Here is a 19,988-nt window from a genome sequence, read left to right as displayed (position 1 = left end):
CAGCGGCGCCGGCGGCCCGGCACGCCGCCGGCCGCGCCCTCGCGCACCCTTCGCCGTACCGCGCACCCGGCGCCGGTACGGAGCCCAGCCTGAGCCCGAGTTCACGAGGACACCTGCCCAGATGCCTGCGAACGAGTCCCCGAAGCACACCCCCGAGCCGTCCCTGACGACCTCCGAGGGCGTCCGGGCCTGGCTGGTGTCGGCCGTCGCCGAGGCCGCCGGGACCGACCCGGCCCACCTCGACCCGCACCGGCCGCTCGCCGAACTCGGCCTGGGATCCCGGCATCTGGTCACCCTGGCCGCCGAACTCGGCGCGCTGACCGGGCGGCCCCTTGAACCGTCCCTCGTCTTCGACCACCCCACGATCGACGCCGTGGCGGCGGCCGTCTTCGCGCCGTCTCGGGCACACCTTCCGGCCCCGGACGCCGTCCCGGGCCCCGGCCGCACCGGCTCCGGCGACGACGTGGCCATCGTCGCCATGGCCTGCCGCTTCCCCGGCGGCGCCGACGACCCCGAGGCCCTGTGGCGGCTGCTGGACGCCGGCCGGGACGCCGTCGGCGAGGTCCCGCCAGGCCGCTGGGACACCAGCGGCCTGCACGATCCCGACCCGGAGGCCGCCGGCAAGGCCTACACCCTGCGCGGCGGCTTCCTCGACGGCGGCATCGACCGCTTCGACGCGGCCTTCTTCGGCATCTCCCCGCGCGAGGCCGCCGCCATGGACCCCCAGCAGCGGCTGCTCCTGCAGACCGCCTGGGAGACGTTCGAACGCGCCGGCATCGTGCCGGAGTCGCTGAACGGCAGCCTCACCGGCGTCTACCTCGGGCTGTACGACAGCGGCTACCTCGCCGGCGCCTCGCTGGGCCAGCTCGACGGACACGTCGGCACCGGCTCGGCGGCCAGCGTGGCCTCCGGGCGCATCGCCTACTCCCTCGGCCTGCAGGGGCCCGCGGTGACCGTGGACACCGCCTGCTCCTCCTCGCTGGTCGCCCTGCACCTGGCGGCGCGCGCCCTGGCGAGCCGGGAGTGCGACCTCGCTCTCGCCGGCGGCGCCACCCTGCTGGTCACCCCGCGCGGGCACGTCGAGTTCAGCCGGCTGCGCGGGCTGTCACCGTCCGGGCGGTGCAGCCCCTTCTCCGCCGACGCGGACGGCGTGGTGTGGGCCGAGGGCTGCGGACTCGTGCTGCTCAAGCGGCTCGCCGACGCACGCCGGGACGGCGACCGGATCCTGGCCGTGGTCAAGGGCTCGGCGATCAACCAGGACGGCCGCAGCCAGGGCCTGTCCGCTCCCAACGGCCCCGCGCAGGAACGGGTGTTGCGAGCGGCCCTGCACGCCGCCGGACTCGGCCCGCACGACCTGGACTACGTGGAGGCCCACGGCACCGGCACCCGGCTCGGCGACCCCATCGAACTCAGGGCGCTGGCCAACGTGTTCGGCCCGGACCGCCCGGCCGGACGGCCGCTGGGCATCGGCTCGCTGAAGTCCAACATGGGCCACACCCAGGCGGCCGCGGGCATCGGCGGCGTCATAAAGACCGTCCTCGCGCTGGGGCACGAGCACATACCGGCGTCCCTGCACGCCGAGCGGCCCACCGACCACATCGACTGGTCCGGCACCGGACTGCGGGTCCCGGCGGAGGGGCTCGCCTGGCCGCGCGACCCGGACCGGGTACGCCGGGCGGGCGTCAGCGCCTTCGGGATCAGCGGCACCAACGCGCACGTGATCATCGAGGAGGCGCCGCACACCCCGACCGATCCGGCCGGGTCCGCCGACCCCGCCTCGCCCGATCCGGCGGGATCCGCCCTGGCCGATCGTGCCGGTTCCGCCGCGGTGGCTGCGGCCGGTTCCGACGCCCCCGTCCCGGCCGAACATGCCGCCCCCGCCTCGGCAGATGCAGCCGGTTCTGCTTCGGCTGATCCGCTCGGTTCCGCCGCTGTCGATCCGGCCGGTTCCGCCTCGGCCGAACAGGCCGCCTCCGCCTCGGCTGATCCGGCGGACTCCGCCCTGGCCGATCGTGCCGGTTCCGCCGCGGTGGATGCGGCCGGTTCAGTCGCCCCCGCCTCGCCCGAACACGCCACCCCGGCCCCGGTCGATCCAGCCGGTTCTGCTTCGGCTGATCCGCTCGGTTCCGCCACCCCCGATCCAGCCGGTTCCGCCGCCCCCGCCCCGGCTGATCCGCCCGGTTCCGCCACCCCCGCCGAGCCCCCCGCGCCCGCCCTCTTCCCCCTCTCCGCCCGGACCCCGTCCGCGCTTCGGGGACAGGCCGCGCGGCTGCTGGAGGCCCTCGAAGGGCGGCCCGGGCTGTCCTTGTCCGCGGTCGCCGCGACCCTCGCCCACCACCGCACCCACTTCGAGCACCGCGCCGTGCTCCACGCGCCCGACCGCGCCGGACTCCTCGACGGCCTGCGCGCCCTCGCCGGCGGGCGGCCCGACCCCGACCGCGTCATAGGACCCGGGCAGGCCGCCCCCGGCGGCAAGCTGGCCTTCGTCTTCCCCGGACAGGGCAGCCAGTGGAGCGGGATGGCCCGCGACCTGCTGGACCGGGACCCCGTGTTCGCCGACGAACTCGACCGCTGCGACGCCGCCCTGCGCCCCTTCACCGACTGGTCGGTGACGGCCGTGCTGCGGGGCGAGGCGGGCGCCCCGCCGCTGGAGCGCGTGGACGTCGTGCAGCCCGCCCTGTTCGCCGTGATGGTGTCGCTGGCCGCCGTGTGGCGGGCCCGGGGCGTGCTCCCGGACGCCGTGATCGGGCACAGCCAGGGCGAGGTCGCCGCGGCCTGCGTCGCCGGCGCCCTGAGCCTCAACGACGCGGCCGCCGTGGTCGCCCTGCGCAGCCAGGCCCTGACCGGCCTGGCCGGCACCGGCGGCATGGCCGTCGTCGCGCTGCCCCACACCGAGGTGGAGCCCCTGCTCGGCGACGGGGCCTCGGTCGCCGCCGTCAACAGCGGCCGGGCGACCGTGGTCGCCGGCGCCGTGGAACCGCTCGAGGCCCTGCTCACCGGACTCGAGTCACGCCAGGTGTTCGTCCGCCGCCTCGACGTCGACTACGCCTCGCACAGCGACCGGGTCGAGCCCGTGCGCGCGCGGATCCTCGACGAACTCGACGGCGTCGTCACCTGCCCGACGGACATCGCCTGGTACTCCACGGTCACCGCCGAACCGGTCACCGGCGAACTGGAGGCCGGCTACTGGTACACCAACCTGCGCGAGACGGTCCGCTTCGCACCCGCCGTCGAACGCATGCTCGCCGACGGCTACCGCCACTTCGTCGAACTCAGCCCCCACCCCGCCCTGCTCACCGCGCTGCGCACCCTCGGCGAGGACACCGGCCTGGAACCGGCCGCCGTCGGCTCGCTGCGCCGTGACGAGGACGGCCCCGCCTGCATGGACCGGGCCGCCGCCGAACTCCACGTCCACGGACGCCGGATCGACTGGCGCCGCCTGGTCCCCGACGGCGCCGCCGCCGACCTGCCCACCTACGCCTGGGACCTGCCGCGCCACTGGACCGAGCCGGAGTCCGGCGCGGGCGGCCCCGGTCTGTTCGACCGCGCCGCGCACCCGTTGCTCGGGGTACAGCTCCAGTCCGCCGACGAGACCCGCTGGACCTTCCGCGGCGAGTGGTCCCCGGCCACCGCCGACTGGCTGCCCGACCACACCGTCTTCGGCCGTACCGTGGTCTCCGGCACCACCCTGCTGGAGCTGTGCCGTGCCGCGCTCGCCGTGGCCCGCCCGGACGAGCCCGCCGACATCACCGACCTGCTGCTGGTCGGCCCGCTCGTCCTGCCCGGCACCGGCACGGTCGAGGTCTCCGTCGAGGTCGTCACCGGCGGAGAGGCGCCCGAGATCACCGTGCACAGCCGCCCACGCGGCCAGGACGCCCCCGGCTGGACCCCGCACGCCACCGCCTCCGCCGCCCCCTCTGCCCCGCTCACCCCGGAGCGGCCGCCCACGTGGCCGGAGACCGCCGAAGAGGCCTGGACCGAGGGGGCCTACGACCGGCTGGCCGGGCTCGGCCTCGGCTACGGGCCCGCCTTCCAGGGCGTACGGTCGGCGGTCGTCACCGGCGACGGGGAACTCCTGGCCCGTCTGTCGCTGCCGGCCGACGCCCGCGACGCCGCCGACCCCTACCCCGTGCACCCCGCCCTGCTGGACGCCGCCCTCCAGGTGACGGCCGCGCTCGGCCCGGCCGGACGGCGAGCCCTGCTCCCGGTCGCCGTGGGCCGCTGCACCCTGCCGGCCGGCGCCGCCGGCGACCTGACCGCGCGGGTGCGGCGCACCGGCGGCACCGGCACCGACGTCACCCTGGACGTCACCCTGTGGGACGCCGACGGCCTCCCCGCCGGACGCCTGGAGGCCGTACGCCTGCGCGCCGCCGACCCCGCCGACCTCGACGCCGGCTCGGAGAGCGCGCGGCACCTGTACGAGGTGGCGTGGACGGCCGCCGGCGAGCGGTCCGCCGAGCCGCCGGGCCTCACCTGGGCCGTGGCCGGCGACCCCGCCGACCCGCTGGCCGAGGCCGCCCGGCACGCCCTGCCCGGCGCCGAGGGGCGCGCCCCCCTCGCCGTACGCTTCTGGCCGCGCCCCGCGCCGGACGCCGAACCGGCCGCCGTCGCACACGAGACGGCCGCCCGTGCCCTCGCGGAACTGCGGCGGCTCATCGCGCTCCCGGAGGGCGAGGCGCCCGCGCGGACCATGTGGGTGACCCGCGGCGCGATCGCCGCCGCCGACGGCGACCAGGTGCCCGGGTACGCCCAGTCGGTGCTGTGGGGCCTGGTGCGCAGCGCGCGCGCCGAACACCCGGACCTGGGACTGACCCTGCTCGACCTCGGCCTCGACGACGCAGCCGACCCCGCACCCGCGCTCAGGGCCGCCGCCGGACTCGCCGACGAGCCCGAACTCGCCTGGCGGGACGGCGAGTTGCTGACGCCCCGGCTGGTACGGGCGCGCCCGGCGGGCCCCGGGCGGCGGCCGGACGAGGGCACGCGGGAACCCGCCCGGGACCGGATTGCCGCGGTGCCCACCGACGGAACCGTCCTCGTCACCGGCGGTCTGGGCGCCGTCGGCGGCCACATCGCCCGGCTCCTCGCCGAACGCGGGGTGCCGAGGCTGCTGCTGACGGCACGCGCCGGCGCCGGGGACCCGCGCGCCGAGGAGGCCGTCGCGGCGCTGACCGCGCTCGGCGCGCGGGCCGAGGTCGTCGCCTGCGACGTCACCGACCCGGCGGCGATCGCCGGCGTGCTCGACGCGGTGGGCGAGGAGTTCCCGCTGCGCGGTGTCGTCCACTGCGCCGGCGTCCTCGACGACGGCGTGATCGACGAGCTGACCCCCGAGCGGCTGGAGCGGGTGCTGCGCCCCAAGGCCGACGGCGCCGCCCATCTGCACCGGCTCACCGCCGGCGCCCGTCTCGACCTGTTCCTGCTGGTGTCCTCGGCCGCCGGTGTCGTGGGCAACCCGGGCCAGGGCAACTACGCGGCCGCCAACGTCTTCCTCGACCAGCTCGCCCACCACCGGCGGGCCTCGGGCCTGCCCGGCCTCTCCCTCTCCTTCGGCGCCTGGGCCGGCGAGGGCCTCGCCGCCGCCCACGCCGACCTGGACCGCATGGCCCGCCTTGGACACCGCGCCCTCACCCCGGAGCAGGGCCGCGACCTGGTGGCACTGGCCCTGCGCGGCGACACCCCGCACCTGATCGCCTGGGCCCTGGACCTGCCCCGCCTGCGCACGACGGACGCCGCGGGCACCGCCCTGTGGCGCTCGCTGCTGCCCGCGCCCCGCACCGGCGCCGCGGCGGGCCACGCCCTGGCCGGCCGGCTGGCCGGGCTGCCCGCACCCGAGCGCGCCGAACGCGTGCTGGCCCTGGTCCGTGAGGAGGCGGCCCGCGCCCTCGGACTGCGCTCCGCCGAGTCCGTGCACCCCGGCCGGCCGCTGCGCGACCTCGGCATGGACTCCGTCACCGCCGTCGAACTGCGCAACCGCCTCGCCGCCCGGCTGGGCGTCCGGCTGCCCGCCACCCTGCTCTTCGACCACCCCACCGCCGACCGGCTGGCCGAGTACCTGCTGGCCCACGCGCTCGGCGACGCCGCCCCGAAGCCGGCACCGGCACCGGAGCGGACGCACCGGACCGAACCGGCCACCGGCGAACCCGTCGCGATCGTGTCCATGGCCTGCCGGCTCCCCGGCTCGGTGACCGACCCGGAGGGCCTGTGGCGGTTGGTCGCCGAAGGCCGGGACGCGGTCGGGCCGTTCCCGGCGGGACGCTGGGACGTCGACGCGCTGTACGACCCCGACCCGGACGCCCCCGGCAAGTCCTACGCCCGCGAGGGCGGCTTCCTGGACGACATCGAGTCCTTCGACGCCGGCTTCTTCGGCATCACCCCGAAGGAGGCCGCCGCCATGGACCCCCAGCAGCGGCTGCTGCTGGAGACGGCCTGGGAGGCGCTGGAGCGGGCCGGCATCGTGCCCGCCCGGCTCGCGGGCAGCACCACCGGCGTCTACGTCGGCATGTTCGGCAGCGACTACCTGGCCGGCTCCCGCCTCGACCAGCTCGACGGCTACGTGGGCACCGGTTCGGCGCTCAGCGTCGCCTCCGGCCGCCTGGCGTACGCGCTCGGCCTGCACGGCCCGGCGCTCACCGTGGACACGGCCTGCTCCTCGTCACTGGTCGCCACCCACCTCGCCGCCCAGGCGCTGCGCGCGGGCGAGTGCGACCTGGCGCTGGCCGGCGGGGTGACCCTGATGGTGACCCCGCAGACCTTCGTGGAGTTCAGCCGGCTGCGCGGGCTCTCCCCGACCGGGCGCTGCCGCGCCTTCTCCGACGACGCCGACGGCGCCATCTGGGCCGAGGGCGCGGGCATGCTCGTCCTCAAGCGGCTCGGCGACGCGCGCCGGGACGGCGACGAGGTGCTGGCGGTGCTGCGCGGCACGGCGGTCGGCCAGGACGGCCGCAGCCAGGGCCTGTCCGCGCCCAACGGACCGGCCCAGGTCCAGGTCGTCCGCCGCGCGCTGGAGCAGTCCGGACTCGGCCCCGCCGACATCGACTACGTCGAGGCCCACGGCACCGGCACCGGCCTCGGCGACCCGATCGAGGCGAACGCGCTCGCCGAGGTCTTCGCCGGGTCCCGGCCCGGCGGCCGCCCGCTGTACCTGGGATCGCTGAAGTCCAACATCGGTCACGTCCAGGCCGCCTCGGGCGTCGCCGGACTCATCAAGGTGGTGCAGGCACTGCGGCACCGGACCCTGCCGCCCACCCTGCACGCCGGCACGCCCAGCCGGCACGTGGAGTGGGAGGACAGCGGGCTGCGGCTGCTCCAGGAGCCGGTGGCCTGGCCGGAGACGGGGGAGCGGGTGCGGCGGGCCGGCGTCAGCGCCTTCGGGATCAGCGGCACCAACGCCCACGTCATCGTGGAGGAGGCACCGGCACCGCCCGCCGGGGAACCGGAAGCCCCGGACGGCAGGCGGCTGTTCGTGCTCTCCGGGCGCAGCGAGGCCGGGCTGCGCGGACAGGCCGCCCGGCTCGCCCGGTACGTCGCCGCCGGCACCGCCCTGCCGGACGTCGCCCACACCCTGGCCCGGCACCGCAGCCACTTCGAGTGGCGCGCGGCGGTCGTCGCGGACGGCCGGGAGGAACTGCTCTCCTCGCTGAAGGCACTGGGCAGCGGCCGCAAGCCGGTGCCCGCGCCGCGCGAGGACCAGTCCGGCAAGGTCGCCTTCGTCTTCGCCGGACACGGCGGCCAGTGGACGGGCATGGGCCTGGGGCTGATGTCCCGGTCGGAGGCCTTCCGGACCGAGCTGACCCGGATCGACGCCGCCGTCGAACGGCAGGCCGGCTGGTCGGTGCTCAACGTGCTGCGCGCACCGGAGGAGTTCTCCCCGCTCGACCGCACCGAGTACCTGCAGCCGGTCCTGTTCGCCGTGAACGCGGCCCTCGCCGCCGCCTGGCGCGAACTCGGCGTCACCCCGGACGCCGTGGTCGGCCACAGCCTCGGGGAGATCGCCGCCGCCTACGTCGCGGGCGCCCTCACCCTGGAGGAGGCCGTGACCGCGGTGACCGGCCGGGCCCAGGCGGTCGTGCCGCTCGTCGGCCGCGGCGGCATGCTCGCCGTGGAACTGCCGCCCGCCGACGTCGAGGACCTGCTGCGGCCGCACGCCGGGAAGCTGTTCGTCGCGGCGGTCAACGGCCCCGCCGCCACCGCCGTCTCCGGCGAGTCGCAGGCGCTCACCGCGCTGCGCGGGGAACTCGCCGGACGAGGCGTCGCCACCCGGGTGCTGAGCACGCCGTTCGCCTCCCACACCCCGCTCATGGAACCCCTGCGCGCGGAACTCCTCGACCGCTTCGCCGGCGTCCGCGGCGCCCTCGCGCCCACCCCCTTCTACTCGTCGGTGCTGGCCGGACCGGTCCCCGGCGACCGCCTGGACGCCGCCTACTGGTACGACAACCTGAGCCGGCCGGTCCGCTTCGCGGACACGATCAGGCGGATGCTGGACGACGGCTACCGCCACTTCGTCGAACTCAGCCCGCACCCCTCGCTCACCGCGGCCATCGAGTCGGTCGCGGCCGAGGCCGGCGCCGGCGCGTCCGGCATCGGCTCGCTGCGCCGCGGCCGCGACGGGGACGACGTACTCCTCGGCAGGCTCGGGGAGTTGTACACGGCCGGGTACGAACCCGACTGGACCGCGCTGCACCCGCGCGGCCGCCGCGCCGACCTGCCGACCTACGCCTTCGCCCGGGAACGCCACTGGCTCGCCCCCATCCGGTCGGACGCCGCCTCGGGCGGCTCGCCGCTGCTCGGCGCCCACGTCCAGGCCAGCGACGAGCCGGGCCGGGACCTCTTCCAGACCGAGATCGACCTGAACGACGGCCGCTTCGCCTACCTCACCGACCACCGCATCACCGGCGAGGTGTGGCTGCCGGGCGCCGCCCTCCTGGACATGGCGCTGGAGGCCGCGACCGGCCTCGCGGCCGAGGACGACGGCGTGCGGCTGACCGACGTCCGCTTCGTCCAGCCGCTGCGGCTGGACGCCGGCCGGCCCGTACGGCTGCAACTCGCGCTGCGCCCGGCCGAGGACGGCCACCGCGACTTCACGGTCTCCTCCGCCCCGGCCGGCCGGCGGCAGTGGCAGCGGCACGTCACCGGCCGCGTCGCCCTCGCCCCGGAAACCGCGCCGGCCGACGGTCCCGGACTGGCCGCGCTGCGCGACCGGTGCACGGAGCGGGTCGACGTGAGCGCCCTCTACGCGGGCCTCGCCGCCCTGGGCATCGAGTACGGGCCCGCCTTCCGCGGCCTGGAGGACGGCCGCCGGGACGGCGGCACGGCAGCCCTCGCCCGCCTCGCCACCCGGCCCGCCGCAGGACACCTGCTGCACCCGGCCACCCTGGACGCCGCCTTCCACAGCGCGGCCCTGCCCGCCGCGGCGCCCGCCGGCCGGGCCTTCGTCCCCGCCGGCGCCGGCCTCGTGCACCACAGCGGTACGCGAACCGCGCCCGCCTGGGTGAGCTGCGACCTGCGCTCGGTCGACGGCGACACGGCCACCCTTGACCTGCGCCTGTGGGACGAGGACGGCCGACTCGTCCTGGCCGTCGACGAGTTCCGGCTCGCCGCGCTGTCGCCGCTGGACGGCGCCCTCTTCGAGACCCGGTGGCAGCCCCGCCCGGAGGCGCAGGAACCGCCCGGCGAGGGCGGCTGGCTGATCCTCGCCGACGACGGCGGAACGGCCGACGAACTCGCCTCCCGGCTGGACGGCCGGGCGCCCTGCGTCGTCGCCCGCCGCGGCGCCGAGTACGCCGTCGAGGCCCCCGGCCGCCACGTCCTCGACCCGGCCGACCCCGCGCAGCTCGCCCGGCTCCTGGACGAGGCCTTCGGGGGCGTTCCGCCCGAGCGGATCGTCCAGCTCTCCGCGCTCGACGCCCCGCCGGTCACGGACGGCCGCGACGCCGAGGAAGCGGCCCGGCTGTGCTGCCTGACCACACTGCACCTGGTCCGGGCCGTCACCGGCCGCGACCGCCCGCGGGGCGGCACCCCGCGCCTGTTCGTCGTCGTACGCGGCAGCCAGGCCGCCGGTGACAGCACTGCCGGTGACAGCACCGCCGTGACCCACCCGGAGCAGGCCCTCGCCTGGGGGTTCGCCCTCGCCGTGGCCCAGGAGCACCCGGAACTCGCCATCACCCTGGTCGACCTGCCCGCCGAAGGCGGCGCCGACCGGCTGTGGACGCAGCTGTGGCACGCGGACGACGAACGCCTGGTCGCCCTGCGCGACACCGGCCGGCTCGTGCCGCGGCTGGCCCGCACCCGGCCCGACGACGGCGGCCACCGCGGACAGGCCGACGGCGTCCACCTGGTCACCGGTGGCCTCGGCGGGCTCGGCCGGGTCGTCGCCGAACGCCTGGTCGGCCGGGGCGTCCGGCGGATCGCCCTGCTCGGCCGCGGCACCCCGGACGCGGCCGCCCGCGCCTGGATCGCCGGCCTCGAACAGCGCGGGGCCGCTGTCCACCTGGCACGCGCCGACGTCGCCGACCGCGACGGGCTCACCGCCGCCCTGGACGCCGTACGCCGTGCGGCCGGCCCGATCACCACCGTGGTGCACACGGCCGGTGTCCTCGACGACGCCACCCTGGCCAACCTCACCGAGGAACGCGTCCTGCGCGTCCTCGCGCCCAAGGTGCTCGGCACCGCCCTGCTCACCGAACTCGTCCCCGAGGCCGGCAGCCTGGTGCTGTTCGCCTCCGCCGCTGGGCTGCTCGGCTCGGCGGGACAGAGCCCGTACTCGGCGGCCAACGCCTTCCTGGACGCCTGGGCGCACCACCTCTCCCGCAGCGGCCGGCGGGCGCTCAGCCTGGACTGGGGAGCCTGGAGCGGGGTCGGCATGGTCGCCGGGTCCGGCACCCGGGCCGCCGAGACCGGCCGCTCGGGCCTCATCGCCTTCTCCCCGCAGGACGGCGGCGAACTGTTCGACCGGGTGCTGGACACCGGCCGCCGCCAACTCGCCCCGATGGCACTCGACATGGAACTGCTCGCGCTCGACCCGGACGCCACCCGCGGCCGGCCCCTGCTCGCCGACCTGGTGACCGTCCCGGCCACCGGCGCGGACGGCGACGACCTCGTACGGCGGGTGTTCGCGGCCGCCACCGGGGAGGAGCGCGCCGAGTGGCTCGAGACCTACGTCAGGGCCCGGGTCGGCGAGGTCTCCGGCGGCGCGGTGGACGTGTTCGCCACCACCGCCCTGAAGGAACTCGGCCTCGACTCGCTGATGCTGGTCCGGCTGCGCAACGCCTTCGCCCGCGAGCTGGGCGTCGAACTCCCCGCCGCCGACGTGTTCTCCGCGGCCGACATCCGCGGCCTCGCCCGCGCCCTCGGCGAAGGACTGCCCGAGCGCACCGCACCGGCCGGTGCGCAACAGGGCGCCGCCGCGCGGCCGGTGCCGGAGACCGAACTGCGGCCCGCCACCCGGGACGTCGTACGCCTCCTGCGCAGCGCCCAGCCCGGCATGCCGCACGCGGCCCACGGTGTCGGCCTCGCAGTCCGGCTCACCACCCCGGTCACCCGGGAGCACCTCACCGGCATCCTGGACCGCCTCGTCGCCCGGCACGCCGCCCTGCGCACGGCCGTCGTGACCGGCGCCGAGGGCGGACGGCAGCTCCGCGTGGACCGGGAACTGCCCGCGCCGCCGCTGCGCTGGACCGAGGGCACGGACATCGACGCGGCCGAGCGGCTGCGGCTGCTGCTGGAGCCCCGGTTCGACCTCGCGGCTCCGCCGCTGTGGCGCTTCGAGCTCGCCGACGGCGGCCCGCGCGGCCAGGTCCTGCTGTTCGGCGCCCACCACGCGGTCAGCGATCTGCAGTCCTTGCTGCTGGTGGCCGCGGAGATCGACGCCGAGCTGTCCGGCGGCCCGCTGGACGGCACCGTCACCAACCGCGACGTGGACCTGCTGATCGAGGCCCAGCAGGGCGGCGGGGAGGGCCCCGGCGACGAGTGGCGCGCCGCCTTCCGGGGCGCCGAACGGCTCGACCTGACCCTCGCGCGTCCGCGCCCGGACACCCGCTCCTACCGGTCCGGCAGTGTCACCGTCAGCATCCCCGACGGGCTCATGCGGAGCGTCGCGGACGCCTCCGGCGGCCTGGGCGTCACCCCCGCCGCCTACTGCCTCGGCACCCTCACCGTGCTGCTGGCCCGGCTGCGGGAGCGGGAGCGGTTCGTGCTCGCGGTGCCGGTGGACACCCGCATCCACGCCGACGCCTTCGGCGCGGTGGGCTTCTTCGGCGTCCCCGTGCCGTTCCCCGCGCAGGCGGAGGCGGGGGAGCGGATCGCGGACGTGCTGCTGCGCACCGACCGCAGGCTCCGGCAACTCCTGGCGAAGGGCGCCATGTTCTCCGACACGCTCGCCACCCTCGCCCGGCAGGGCCTGCACCGGGCCAACGCGCCGCTCGTCGAGGTCTACTTCAACTACGTGCGCTTCTCGGGCGAGTTGAAGCACCTGGAGGTGCTGCCCGCCGGTGTCGGGCACACCGACCTGGATCTGATGGTCACCATGACCCCGGACGCGGGCACCGTACGCCTCGACCACAACCTCGACATCCTGGACGCGGACACGGCGGCCCGGCTGGGCGAGGACTTCCTCCGCCTGCTCACCCGGACCACCGAGGACGCCACCGGCCCGGTCCGCGAGCGGCGGCCCGAGCCGCAGCACGGGACTCTGCCTGAACCGCAGCGTGAGAAGGGGACCGAGCCGCAGCACGGGAGTTGGCCCGACCCGTCGCGCGAGAGCGGGACCGAGCCGGTGCGCGGGCGCGAGTGCGAGCCGCCCGCCGGACCCCGTCTCGCCCTGGCCGCCACCTTCGCGCTCGGCCATCTGCCCCTGATGTGCGAGGCGGCCCTGGAGGACGAGCGGGCGAGTGCCGCCGAGGCGCCGTACCACCAGGTGCTGGCCGCCCTGCAGGACCCGTCGGGCGTCCTCGCCGACCCGGCCACCTCGGTGGGCGTCGTCCTGCTGCGCGCCGCCGACCTGGAACGCTTCGGCCCGGTGGACGACACCCTCCTCGCCGAACTGCGCCACGCCTACCCGGCCGCCCTGAAGTCCCTCGCCGAGCGCACCCGCCGGCCCCTCGTCGTCGGCATCCTGCCCAGCGCCCGCGGCGCCGACCGGCTCCTGGAATGGGAGCGCGGCGTCGTCGCCGACCTGGCCGGGTCGCCGGGGATCGCGGTGCTCGGCCCCGACGAGTGGACCCGCCACCACGCCGTCGAGCGGCGCTTCGACGAGCGCACCGAACGCCTCGCCCACCTGCCCTTCACCCCCGACTTCCAGGCCGCGGTCGCCCTGCGCCTCGCGGAGGTGGTCCGGGTCGCCCTGCGGCCCGCGCCCAAGGTGATCGCCGTGGACGGCGACGAGACCCTGTGGGGCGGCGTGGCGGGCGAGGCCGGCCCGGACGCGGTGGACCTCACCGGCCCCCGCGCGGCGCTCGCCCGCAGGCTGCTGCGGTGGCGGGCGGCGGGCGCGCTGCTGGCCCTGGTCAGCAACAACGACGAGGCCACCGTCCGCGCGGTCCTGGACCGGCCCGAGAGCCCGCTCAAGGCCGAGCACTTCAGCGTGATCTCGGCCGCCTGGGAGCCCAAGCCCGCCCGCCTCGCCGACGCGGCCCGCACCCTGAGCCTCGGTCTGGACAGCTTCCTGTTCCTCGACGACAACCCGGCCGAGATCGCCAGGATGCGCTCGGCGCTCCCGCAGGTGCTGTCGGTGACCTGCCCGCCGGCCGGTGAACTCGACGCGTTCCTCGACCGGTTGTGGCCCCTCGTCCCGGCCGCGGCGACGGCGGAGGACACGCTCAGGTCCGGGTTCTACGAGGCCGAACGCGCCAGGGACGCCGTACGGGCGGGCGCCGGGTTCGAGGAGTTCCTGGACCGGCTGGAGCTGGAGGTCGACATCCGCGAACTCACCGCGGCCGACGTCGAACGCGGCGAACAACTGGTGCGCCGCACCAACCAGTTCACCCTGCGCGCCCGCTCCGCCGACGGCGGGGACCTCACCCGGTGGCGCGAACGGGGCGAGGTGTGGACGGCGGCGGCCCGCGACCGGTTCGGCGACTACGGCCAGATCGCGCTGCTCGCGGTCGCCGTCGACGGCGACCTGCTCGACGTCCTCGGCTGGCCGATGAGCTGCCGCGCCCTCGGCCGCGGGGTCGAGGAACGGCTGCTCGCCTGGCTCGCCGACCGGGCCGGCGAGCTGGGCTGCGCCAAGGTCCGGCTCACCGCGGAGCGCACCCCGCGCAACGCACCCGCCCGCCGGCTGCTCGCCGCACTCGGCGGCGGCGACCCCGACGACGCACGGCTGGACGTCGTCGTCACGCCCGAGCACCTTCGGGCGTTCCGCTCCTGGGAGCAGCAGTGAGCGACAAGACCGAGCACAACGCGAAGGACTCTCATGCGTGACGTGAACGAGGCGATCGCCGAGTCGATCGAGCGGGGCGGCGGCGGACTCGACGTGCCCGGCCTGCTGGCCAAGGTGCGCGCGGCGGGCGCCGGGTCCGAGCCGCCGCCGGCCCCGGCGCCGGACCTGGACGGTCTGACCGCCACCGTCGCCAACGCGGCCGGCCGCCATCTGCCCGCCGGCCGGCTGGACCCGGACGCCGACTTCTTCGACGCGGGCGGCACCAGCGTGGGCGCGGTGGAACTGATCGCCGAACTCGAGGGCGAACTGGGCATCGAGGTCGACCTCGACGAGGTCTTCGCCGACGCCCGCCCGCGCAGCCTGGCCCGCCGCTGGCTGCCGCTCCTGGGCACCGCGCCCACACCATCGCCCACCACCGAAGCCCCCGGCAGCACACCGGCCACCACACCGGGCGTCCCCACACCGGCACCCGGCGCGGAAGCCGCCGAACTGCCCACGCCGGGCACGTCCTCCGCCGTCACGGAGTCCCCGGGCGCCCCCGCCAGGACCATGGTCGTCCCCGACGGTTCCCCCGCCGCGCCAGGTACGCCCTCCGCCATGGCCGTGTCCAATGCCGCCCTCGCCGCGCCGGGTATGCCCTCGGCCGCCACGGAGCCCCCGGGCGCCCCCGCCGGATCCATGGCCGTCCCCGACGCCGCCCCCGCCGCCCCGGGTACGCCCTCCGGCGACGCCCGGGCTCTCAGCGTCCCCGCCGCCGGCCCCGGGGCAGCCCCCGACGGCACCCCCGCCGGGGCAGCCCCGTCCTCCGCCGCCTCCGAGGCCGCCCGTACCGCACGCGCGGCCGCGCCCAGCACGGGCGCCGGGACCGCGCCGGCCCGTACGCCCGCCAGCCGCCCCCTGCCGGTCCCGGCACACCGGACCCCGCCCGCCCTGCCCGGCGGCGGGTACCGCGCCGACGGCGACCGGTACTCCCGCGCGCGTCCGGAGGACCTCGAGCAGATACTCGCCGACCTCGCCCTCGCCGACCGGCTGCCGTTCACCGACGTGCCCGAGCCGGTGCCGCCCCGCCGGGTCCTGCTGACCGGAGCGACCGGGTTCCTCGGCAGCCACATGCTGCTCGACCTGCTGCGGCACAGCGACGCCCACGTGTACTGCCTGGTCCGCGCCGAGGACGAGGCGGCGGCCACCGCACGGCTCGGCGAGCAGCTGCGCGGCTACCGGCTGCCGTGGTCGTCCGAGGTCCGCCGCCGGATCACCGTGCTGCCCGGCGACATCCGGCGCCCGCGTCTGGGCCTCACCGACGAGCGCTGGCACACCCTCGCGCACGAACTCGACAGCGTCGTCGGCGTAGCGGCCGCCGTGGACTTCCTGCGCGGCTACCAGTCGCTGCGCGCGAGCAACGTCCTTGGCGCGCTCACCCTCGCCGAACTCGCCGCGACCGGACGCCCCAAGCCGCTGCACCACATCTCGTCGATCGCGGTGTTCAACGAGGTGGGCATCACCTCGATGGGCGAGGACGACCCGCTCGCCCACATCGACCGGCTCGTCTCCGGCTACGACCAGTCCAAGTGGGCCGCCGAGGTCGCCCTGCGCCGGGCCCGCGACCACGGCCTGGTCGTCACCGCGCTCCGCCCCGGCGGCATCGGCGGCCACACGAAGACCGGCGCCTACAACGCGCAGGACCTCAGCAGCGGCCTGATATCGGCCTTCGGCCGCTTCCGCACCGTGCCGGCGTTCCGCCACCTCAACGCCGCCCCGGTGGACTGGGTCAGCCGGGTCGCCGTCGCCGCGATCTGCGAACCCGACGCGTGGGGCTTCGACTACAACCTCACCGGCGTGCCCAACACCCTCGACGACGTCGTACGGGACATGGCCTTCGGCGGCATGCACGTACGCGTCCAGGACTGGGACGAGTGGCGCACCGCCACCCTCGCCCGCCTCCAGGCCGAGCCCGTACCCGAACTCGGCTTCCTCTCCCGGGTGCTGCAGAGCCCCACCGCCCTGAAGCTGTGCGAGGCCACCCTGAAGGGCCCGGCCGCCGAGGCCGCCCGCACCGACGCCCTGGTCGCCGCCCTCGGCCTCGCACCCGCCGCCCGCTACGACGCGCAGGACCAGTTGAAGACCTTCGAGAAGCTCGCCGGCGACGGCCTCGCCCGGCTGCCGCACAAGGACGACCAGCCCTACCTGTGGTTCTCCGAGACCACCGAGGGGACCGTCGGACCGGTCGGCGCCACCGCCGCCACCCCCTGCTCGATGGCGCTCACGCTGTCCATCGCGAGCATGTACCAACTGGTCAAGGAGCGCCGGGTGGACGTCAGCGGACAGGTGACCTGCTCCGCCCTGCACCCCGAACCGCTCACCGTGGAACGCGGCGACCTGTGGGTGCGCCCCGAGGAGGGCATCCCGCAGCAGCACGGCATGCGGCACCAGCTCCTGCGCTACCGGCTCAGGCTGCGCGACGCGGACGGCGGCCGGTGGTGGCTGGAGGGCCGCAAGTACGCGCGGGCCCGCCGGGACCTCTGGCGCCAGACCCGGGCGCTGACCGTCGAGATCGGCCGCGAGGGTGAGGCGGCGAGCCTGCTCGGCGAGGTCGTCGTGCCCGCCGGCTCCTACGTCCGCGACCAGATCGACGGCATCCGCGTCGACCCGCGCCTGACCGGCCAGGAGAAGCGGGCCGCCAAGCTCACCTGGCTCGCCTGGTTCGGCCTGGAGATGGGCCGCGGACTCGTCGCCCCGTTCGCCCGGGCCGCCGCCGACCTGCTCGACCTGCGCCGGACCCCGACCCCCACGGAGCACAACCGATGATCTTCAGGACCACCACCGCCAAGGCGGCCCGCCCGGCGCTCCGCAAGGTCCGCACCGGCGCGGCGCCGCGCCCGCTGCGCCACCGCCTCGACCCGGCCCACGTCGAGGAGATCCCGTTCCGCGCCGACGACGGCGTCCGGCTCGGTCTGACCCGGATCGGTCCCGGCGACCCGGGCCGGCCGGCCGTTCTGCTGCTGCACGGGCACACCGCCTCCGCCGACATGTTCCTGCTGCCCGAGACCCGCAACCTCGTCGACGTCCTGCTCGACGAGGGCTATGAGCCCTGGCTGCTGGACTGGCGGGGAAGCTGCCGGCTCCCGTACAACGAGACCGGGGGCCGCTACACCTACGACGACGTGGCCCTGTACGACATCCCCGGGGCAGTCGCCCGCGTCCGTGAACGCATCGGCGACCGGCCGCTGTTCGTGGTCGCGCACTGCATCGGCTCGCTCACCCTGTCGATGAGCATGGCGGCCGGCCTCGTGCCGGGGCTGGCCGGAGTGGTGTCGCAGGGGGTCTTCCTCACGCCCAAGCTGGCCGGGCGCACCTCGCTGCGGATGTCCGTGGCGGGGGAGCTGCTGAAGACCCGGATCGACCACATCCCCGTCGACATCCGCAAGGTGGGTCTGTGGTCCAAGTACACCCCGCTGTTCGCGCTCGCCTCGCGCAAGGCGGCCTGCCCGGACCCGACCTGCCAGATCCTGCACAACTCGGCCTGGGGAACCGGCGCCTCCCTGTTCGTCCACGAGAACCTCGACCCGGCCACCCACGACCGGCTCGCCGAACTGCTCGGTCCCGCCCCGCTGTGGATCCTGCCCCACCTGCGCCGGATCGAGCTGGCCCGCACCGTCGTCCGCTGGCACGACACCGACCACCGCTACCGGGCGCTGCCGCCCAACGCGCTGGACGCGGCAGGCCGTATCGACACCCCGGTGCTGCTGCTCTCGGGCAGCGAGAACGGGCTGTGGCTGGACTCCCAGAAGCTCTGCCACGAGGTGCTGTCCCGGCGGCAGCCGCAGCTCGACGTCTCCTACACCGAGATCCCCGGCTACGGCCACCTCGACCCGTTCCTGGGCCGCGGCGCCGCGCTGGACGTCTTCGGGCACGTCCTGGAGTTCCTCGGCGCACACCGCTGACATTCACCCGCGAAGGGCGGTGACGGCCGACGGCACGGCCGGTTACCGTACCCGTCAGTAACCGGACTCGCCCCGACCGCGCCCCAGGAGGCCCCCATGCCGCAGTTCGACGTCGCCGGCGCCGTACTGACGTACGACGACGAGGGCCCCCGCGACGGCGCGGACGTGCCCCTGGTGTTCGTGCACGGCTGGACCGCGGACCGGCACCGCTGGGACCACCAGGCGGCGCACTTCTCGCCCGCCCGGCGGGTGATCCGGCTTGACCTGCGCGGGCACGGGGAGAGCACCGGCGCCGGGGTGCGGACGGTCGCGGAGCTGGCGGCGGACGTGCTGGCGCTCCTCGACCACCTCGGGGTCGAGCGGTTCGTGCTGGTCGGCCACTCCATGGGCGGGATGATCTCGCAGACGATCGCCCTGTCCCACCCCGAGCGGGTGGAACGGATGGTGCTGGTCAACTCCATCGGCCGGATGACGTACAGCCGTGGCCGGGGACTGCTCATGGCGGCCTCCACGCTGGCGCCGTACAAAATGTTCATCGCCGCCAACATCCAGCGGGCCTTCGCGCCTGGCCATCCCCGCGAGGAGGTCCGCGAGTACATCCGCGCCTCCGCCGCGACCCCGCGCGAGGTCGTCATGACGCTGTACGGCGCCATGCGCGCCTTCGACGTCCTGGACCGGGCCGGCGAGATCCGCACGCCCACCCTGATGGTGCACGGCTACCACGACATCCAGCTCCCCGTACGGCAGATGCTGCGGCTGGCGAAGGCCTACCCGGACGCGGTCGTCCGCATCATCGACGCGGGCCACGAACTGCCCGTGGAGAAGCCCGCCGAACTCACCGCGGCCCTGGAGGCGTTCCTGGCCCCGGACCCGAAGCGGAACCCTCGTCCCGCGCAGTCCCCCGGGCAGGAGGAGCCGCCTGGGCCGGAGGTGCCCGCCGAGTCGGCGGCGTCCCCGGCGCCCGAGGGCACCGCGAAGCCCGCGGAATCCGCGGAGTCCGCCTAGTCGCCGGGGCCGGGGCGCGTGCGGGCGCCGGGGCGGTGACGCGGTCGTGGTGTCACCGCCTGGCGGGCGCGCGCCCGGGCCGCCTCAGCCGACGCCGAGGGCGCGGTCGGCGGCCGCGGCCGTCGGCTGCCACCACGTCGTCACCGGCTCCCACACCAGCACCTCGCCGCCGGTGCCGAGCTGGGCGGCGGTGAAGGAGCGGCCCCAGTGCGAGGCCGAAGCGGCCACCGACACCGAGCCCGTCCGGCGGGCCTCGGGGTCGGCGAAGTCGGCGATCGTGCGCACGGCCGCGTACGCCGTCCTGCCCGCCTTGAGCGCGTAGACGCCGCTGCCGCCCACGGGCACCGGCAGCGCGGCCCCGTCCAGATCACCGAACGTGATGGTGGGCACCCGGTCGACCGCGCAGGCACGGCCGCCGCGGTTGGTCACGGACACCCGCAGCACGGAGGGATCGGCGGGCGCGGCCTTCGCCCGCACGGTCAGCACCCGTTCCGCGCAACGGGCGGGCCCGGCCTGGCGGGCGGCCGCCTGGCTCGGCGGCGCGGCGCACAGCAGCGCGGCGGCGGCGCAGACGACGGGTACGGCGGCGGCTCGGATGCGCATGGCGGGCTCCCCTGTCCTGGTCAGGTGCGGGCACGGCGGGCCGGGGCCCGCCTCGTCGGATGTGACGG

General features: G+C 76.5%; 4 protein-coding genes and 1 pseudogene. 4 read left to right on the top strand and 1 reads right to left on the bottom strand.

Translation table 11 applies throughout. The features are described 5' to 3' along the window. Positions 1 to 121 precede the first annotated feature (121 nt). The 4 genes and pseudogenes from TNCT1_RS04735 to TNCT1_RS04720 all read left to right on the top strand — a co-directional run. Positions 122 to 14,371 carry a type I polyketide synthase gene (locus TNCT1_RS04735; RefSeq protein ID WP_143628552.1) on the top strand — a complete coding sequence of 4,750 codons (14,250 nt, stop codon included), beginning with the start codon at positions 122 to 124 and terminating at the stop codon, positions 14,369 to 14,371. A gap of 33 nt (positions 14,372 to 14,404) precedes the next feature. Continuing rightward, on the top strand, positions 14,405 to 17,176 hold the full coding sequence (locus TNCT1_RS04730; RefSeq protein ID WP_143628548.1) for a thioester reductase domain-containing protein: 2,772 nt from the start codon (positions 14,405 to 14,407) through the stop codon (positions 17,174 to 17,176). Then, positions 17,173 to 18,312 (top strand): alpha/beta hydrolase, encoded by a 1,140-nt coding sequence (locus tag TNCT1_RS04725; RefSeq protein WP_143628546.1) that lies wholly within the window; start codon positions 17,173 to 17,175, stop codon positions 18,310 to 18,312. Before TNCT1_RS04730 ends, TNCT1_RS04725 begins: the two co-directional genes overlap by 4 nt. A gap of 96 nt (positions 18,313 to 18,408) precedes the next feature. Continuing rightward, positions 18,409 to 19,173, top strand: a pseudogene (locus TNCT1_RS04720) (alpha/beta fold hydrolase); the annotation flags it as partial. Positions 19,174 to 19,401: 228 nt separating this feature from the next. On the opposite strand, the gene TNCT1_RS04715 reads toward TNCT1_RS04720, so the two are convergent. Then, positions 19,402 to 19,920 (bottom strand): DUF4232 domain-containing protein, encoded by a 519-nt coding sequence (locus TNCT1_RS04715; protein WP_143628542.1) that lies wholly within the window; start codon positions 19,918 to 19,920, stop codon positions 19,402 to 19,404. Positions 19,921 to 19,988: the final 68 nt, after the last annotated feature.

The sequence above is a fragment of the Streptomyces sp. 1-11 genome (assembly GCF_007176755.1).
GTDB lineage: Bacteria > Actinomycetota > Actinomycetes > Streptomycetales > Streptomycetaceae > Streptomyces.
This window is presented reverse-complemented; position numbering and strand designations above follow the sequence as displayed.

Bases quoted from the DNA above. Each gene is read 5' to 3' on its own strand.
- TNCT1_RS04730 (WP_143628548.1), top strand. From the start codon at position 14,405: ATGCGTGACGTGAACGAGGCGATCGCCGAGTCGATCGAGCGGGGCGGC.
- TNCT1_RS04715 (WP_143628542.1), bottom strand. From the start codon at position 19,920: ATGCGCATCCGAGCCGCCGCCGTACCCGTCGTCTGCGCCGCCGCCGCG.
- TNCT1_RS04735 (WP_143628552.1), top strand. From the start codon at position 122: ATGCCTGCGAACGAGTCCCCGAAGCACACCCCCGAGCCGTCCCTGACG.
- TNCT1_RS04725 (WP_143628546.1), top strand. From the start codon at position 17,173: ATGATCTTCAGGACCACCACCGCCAAGGCGGCCCGCCCGGCGCTCCGC.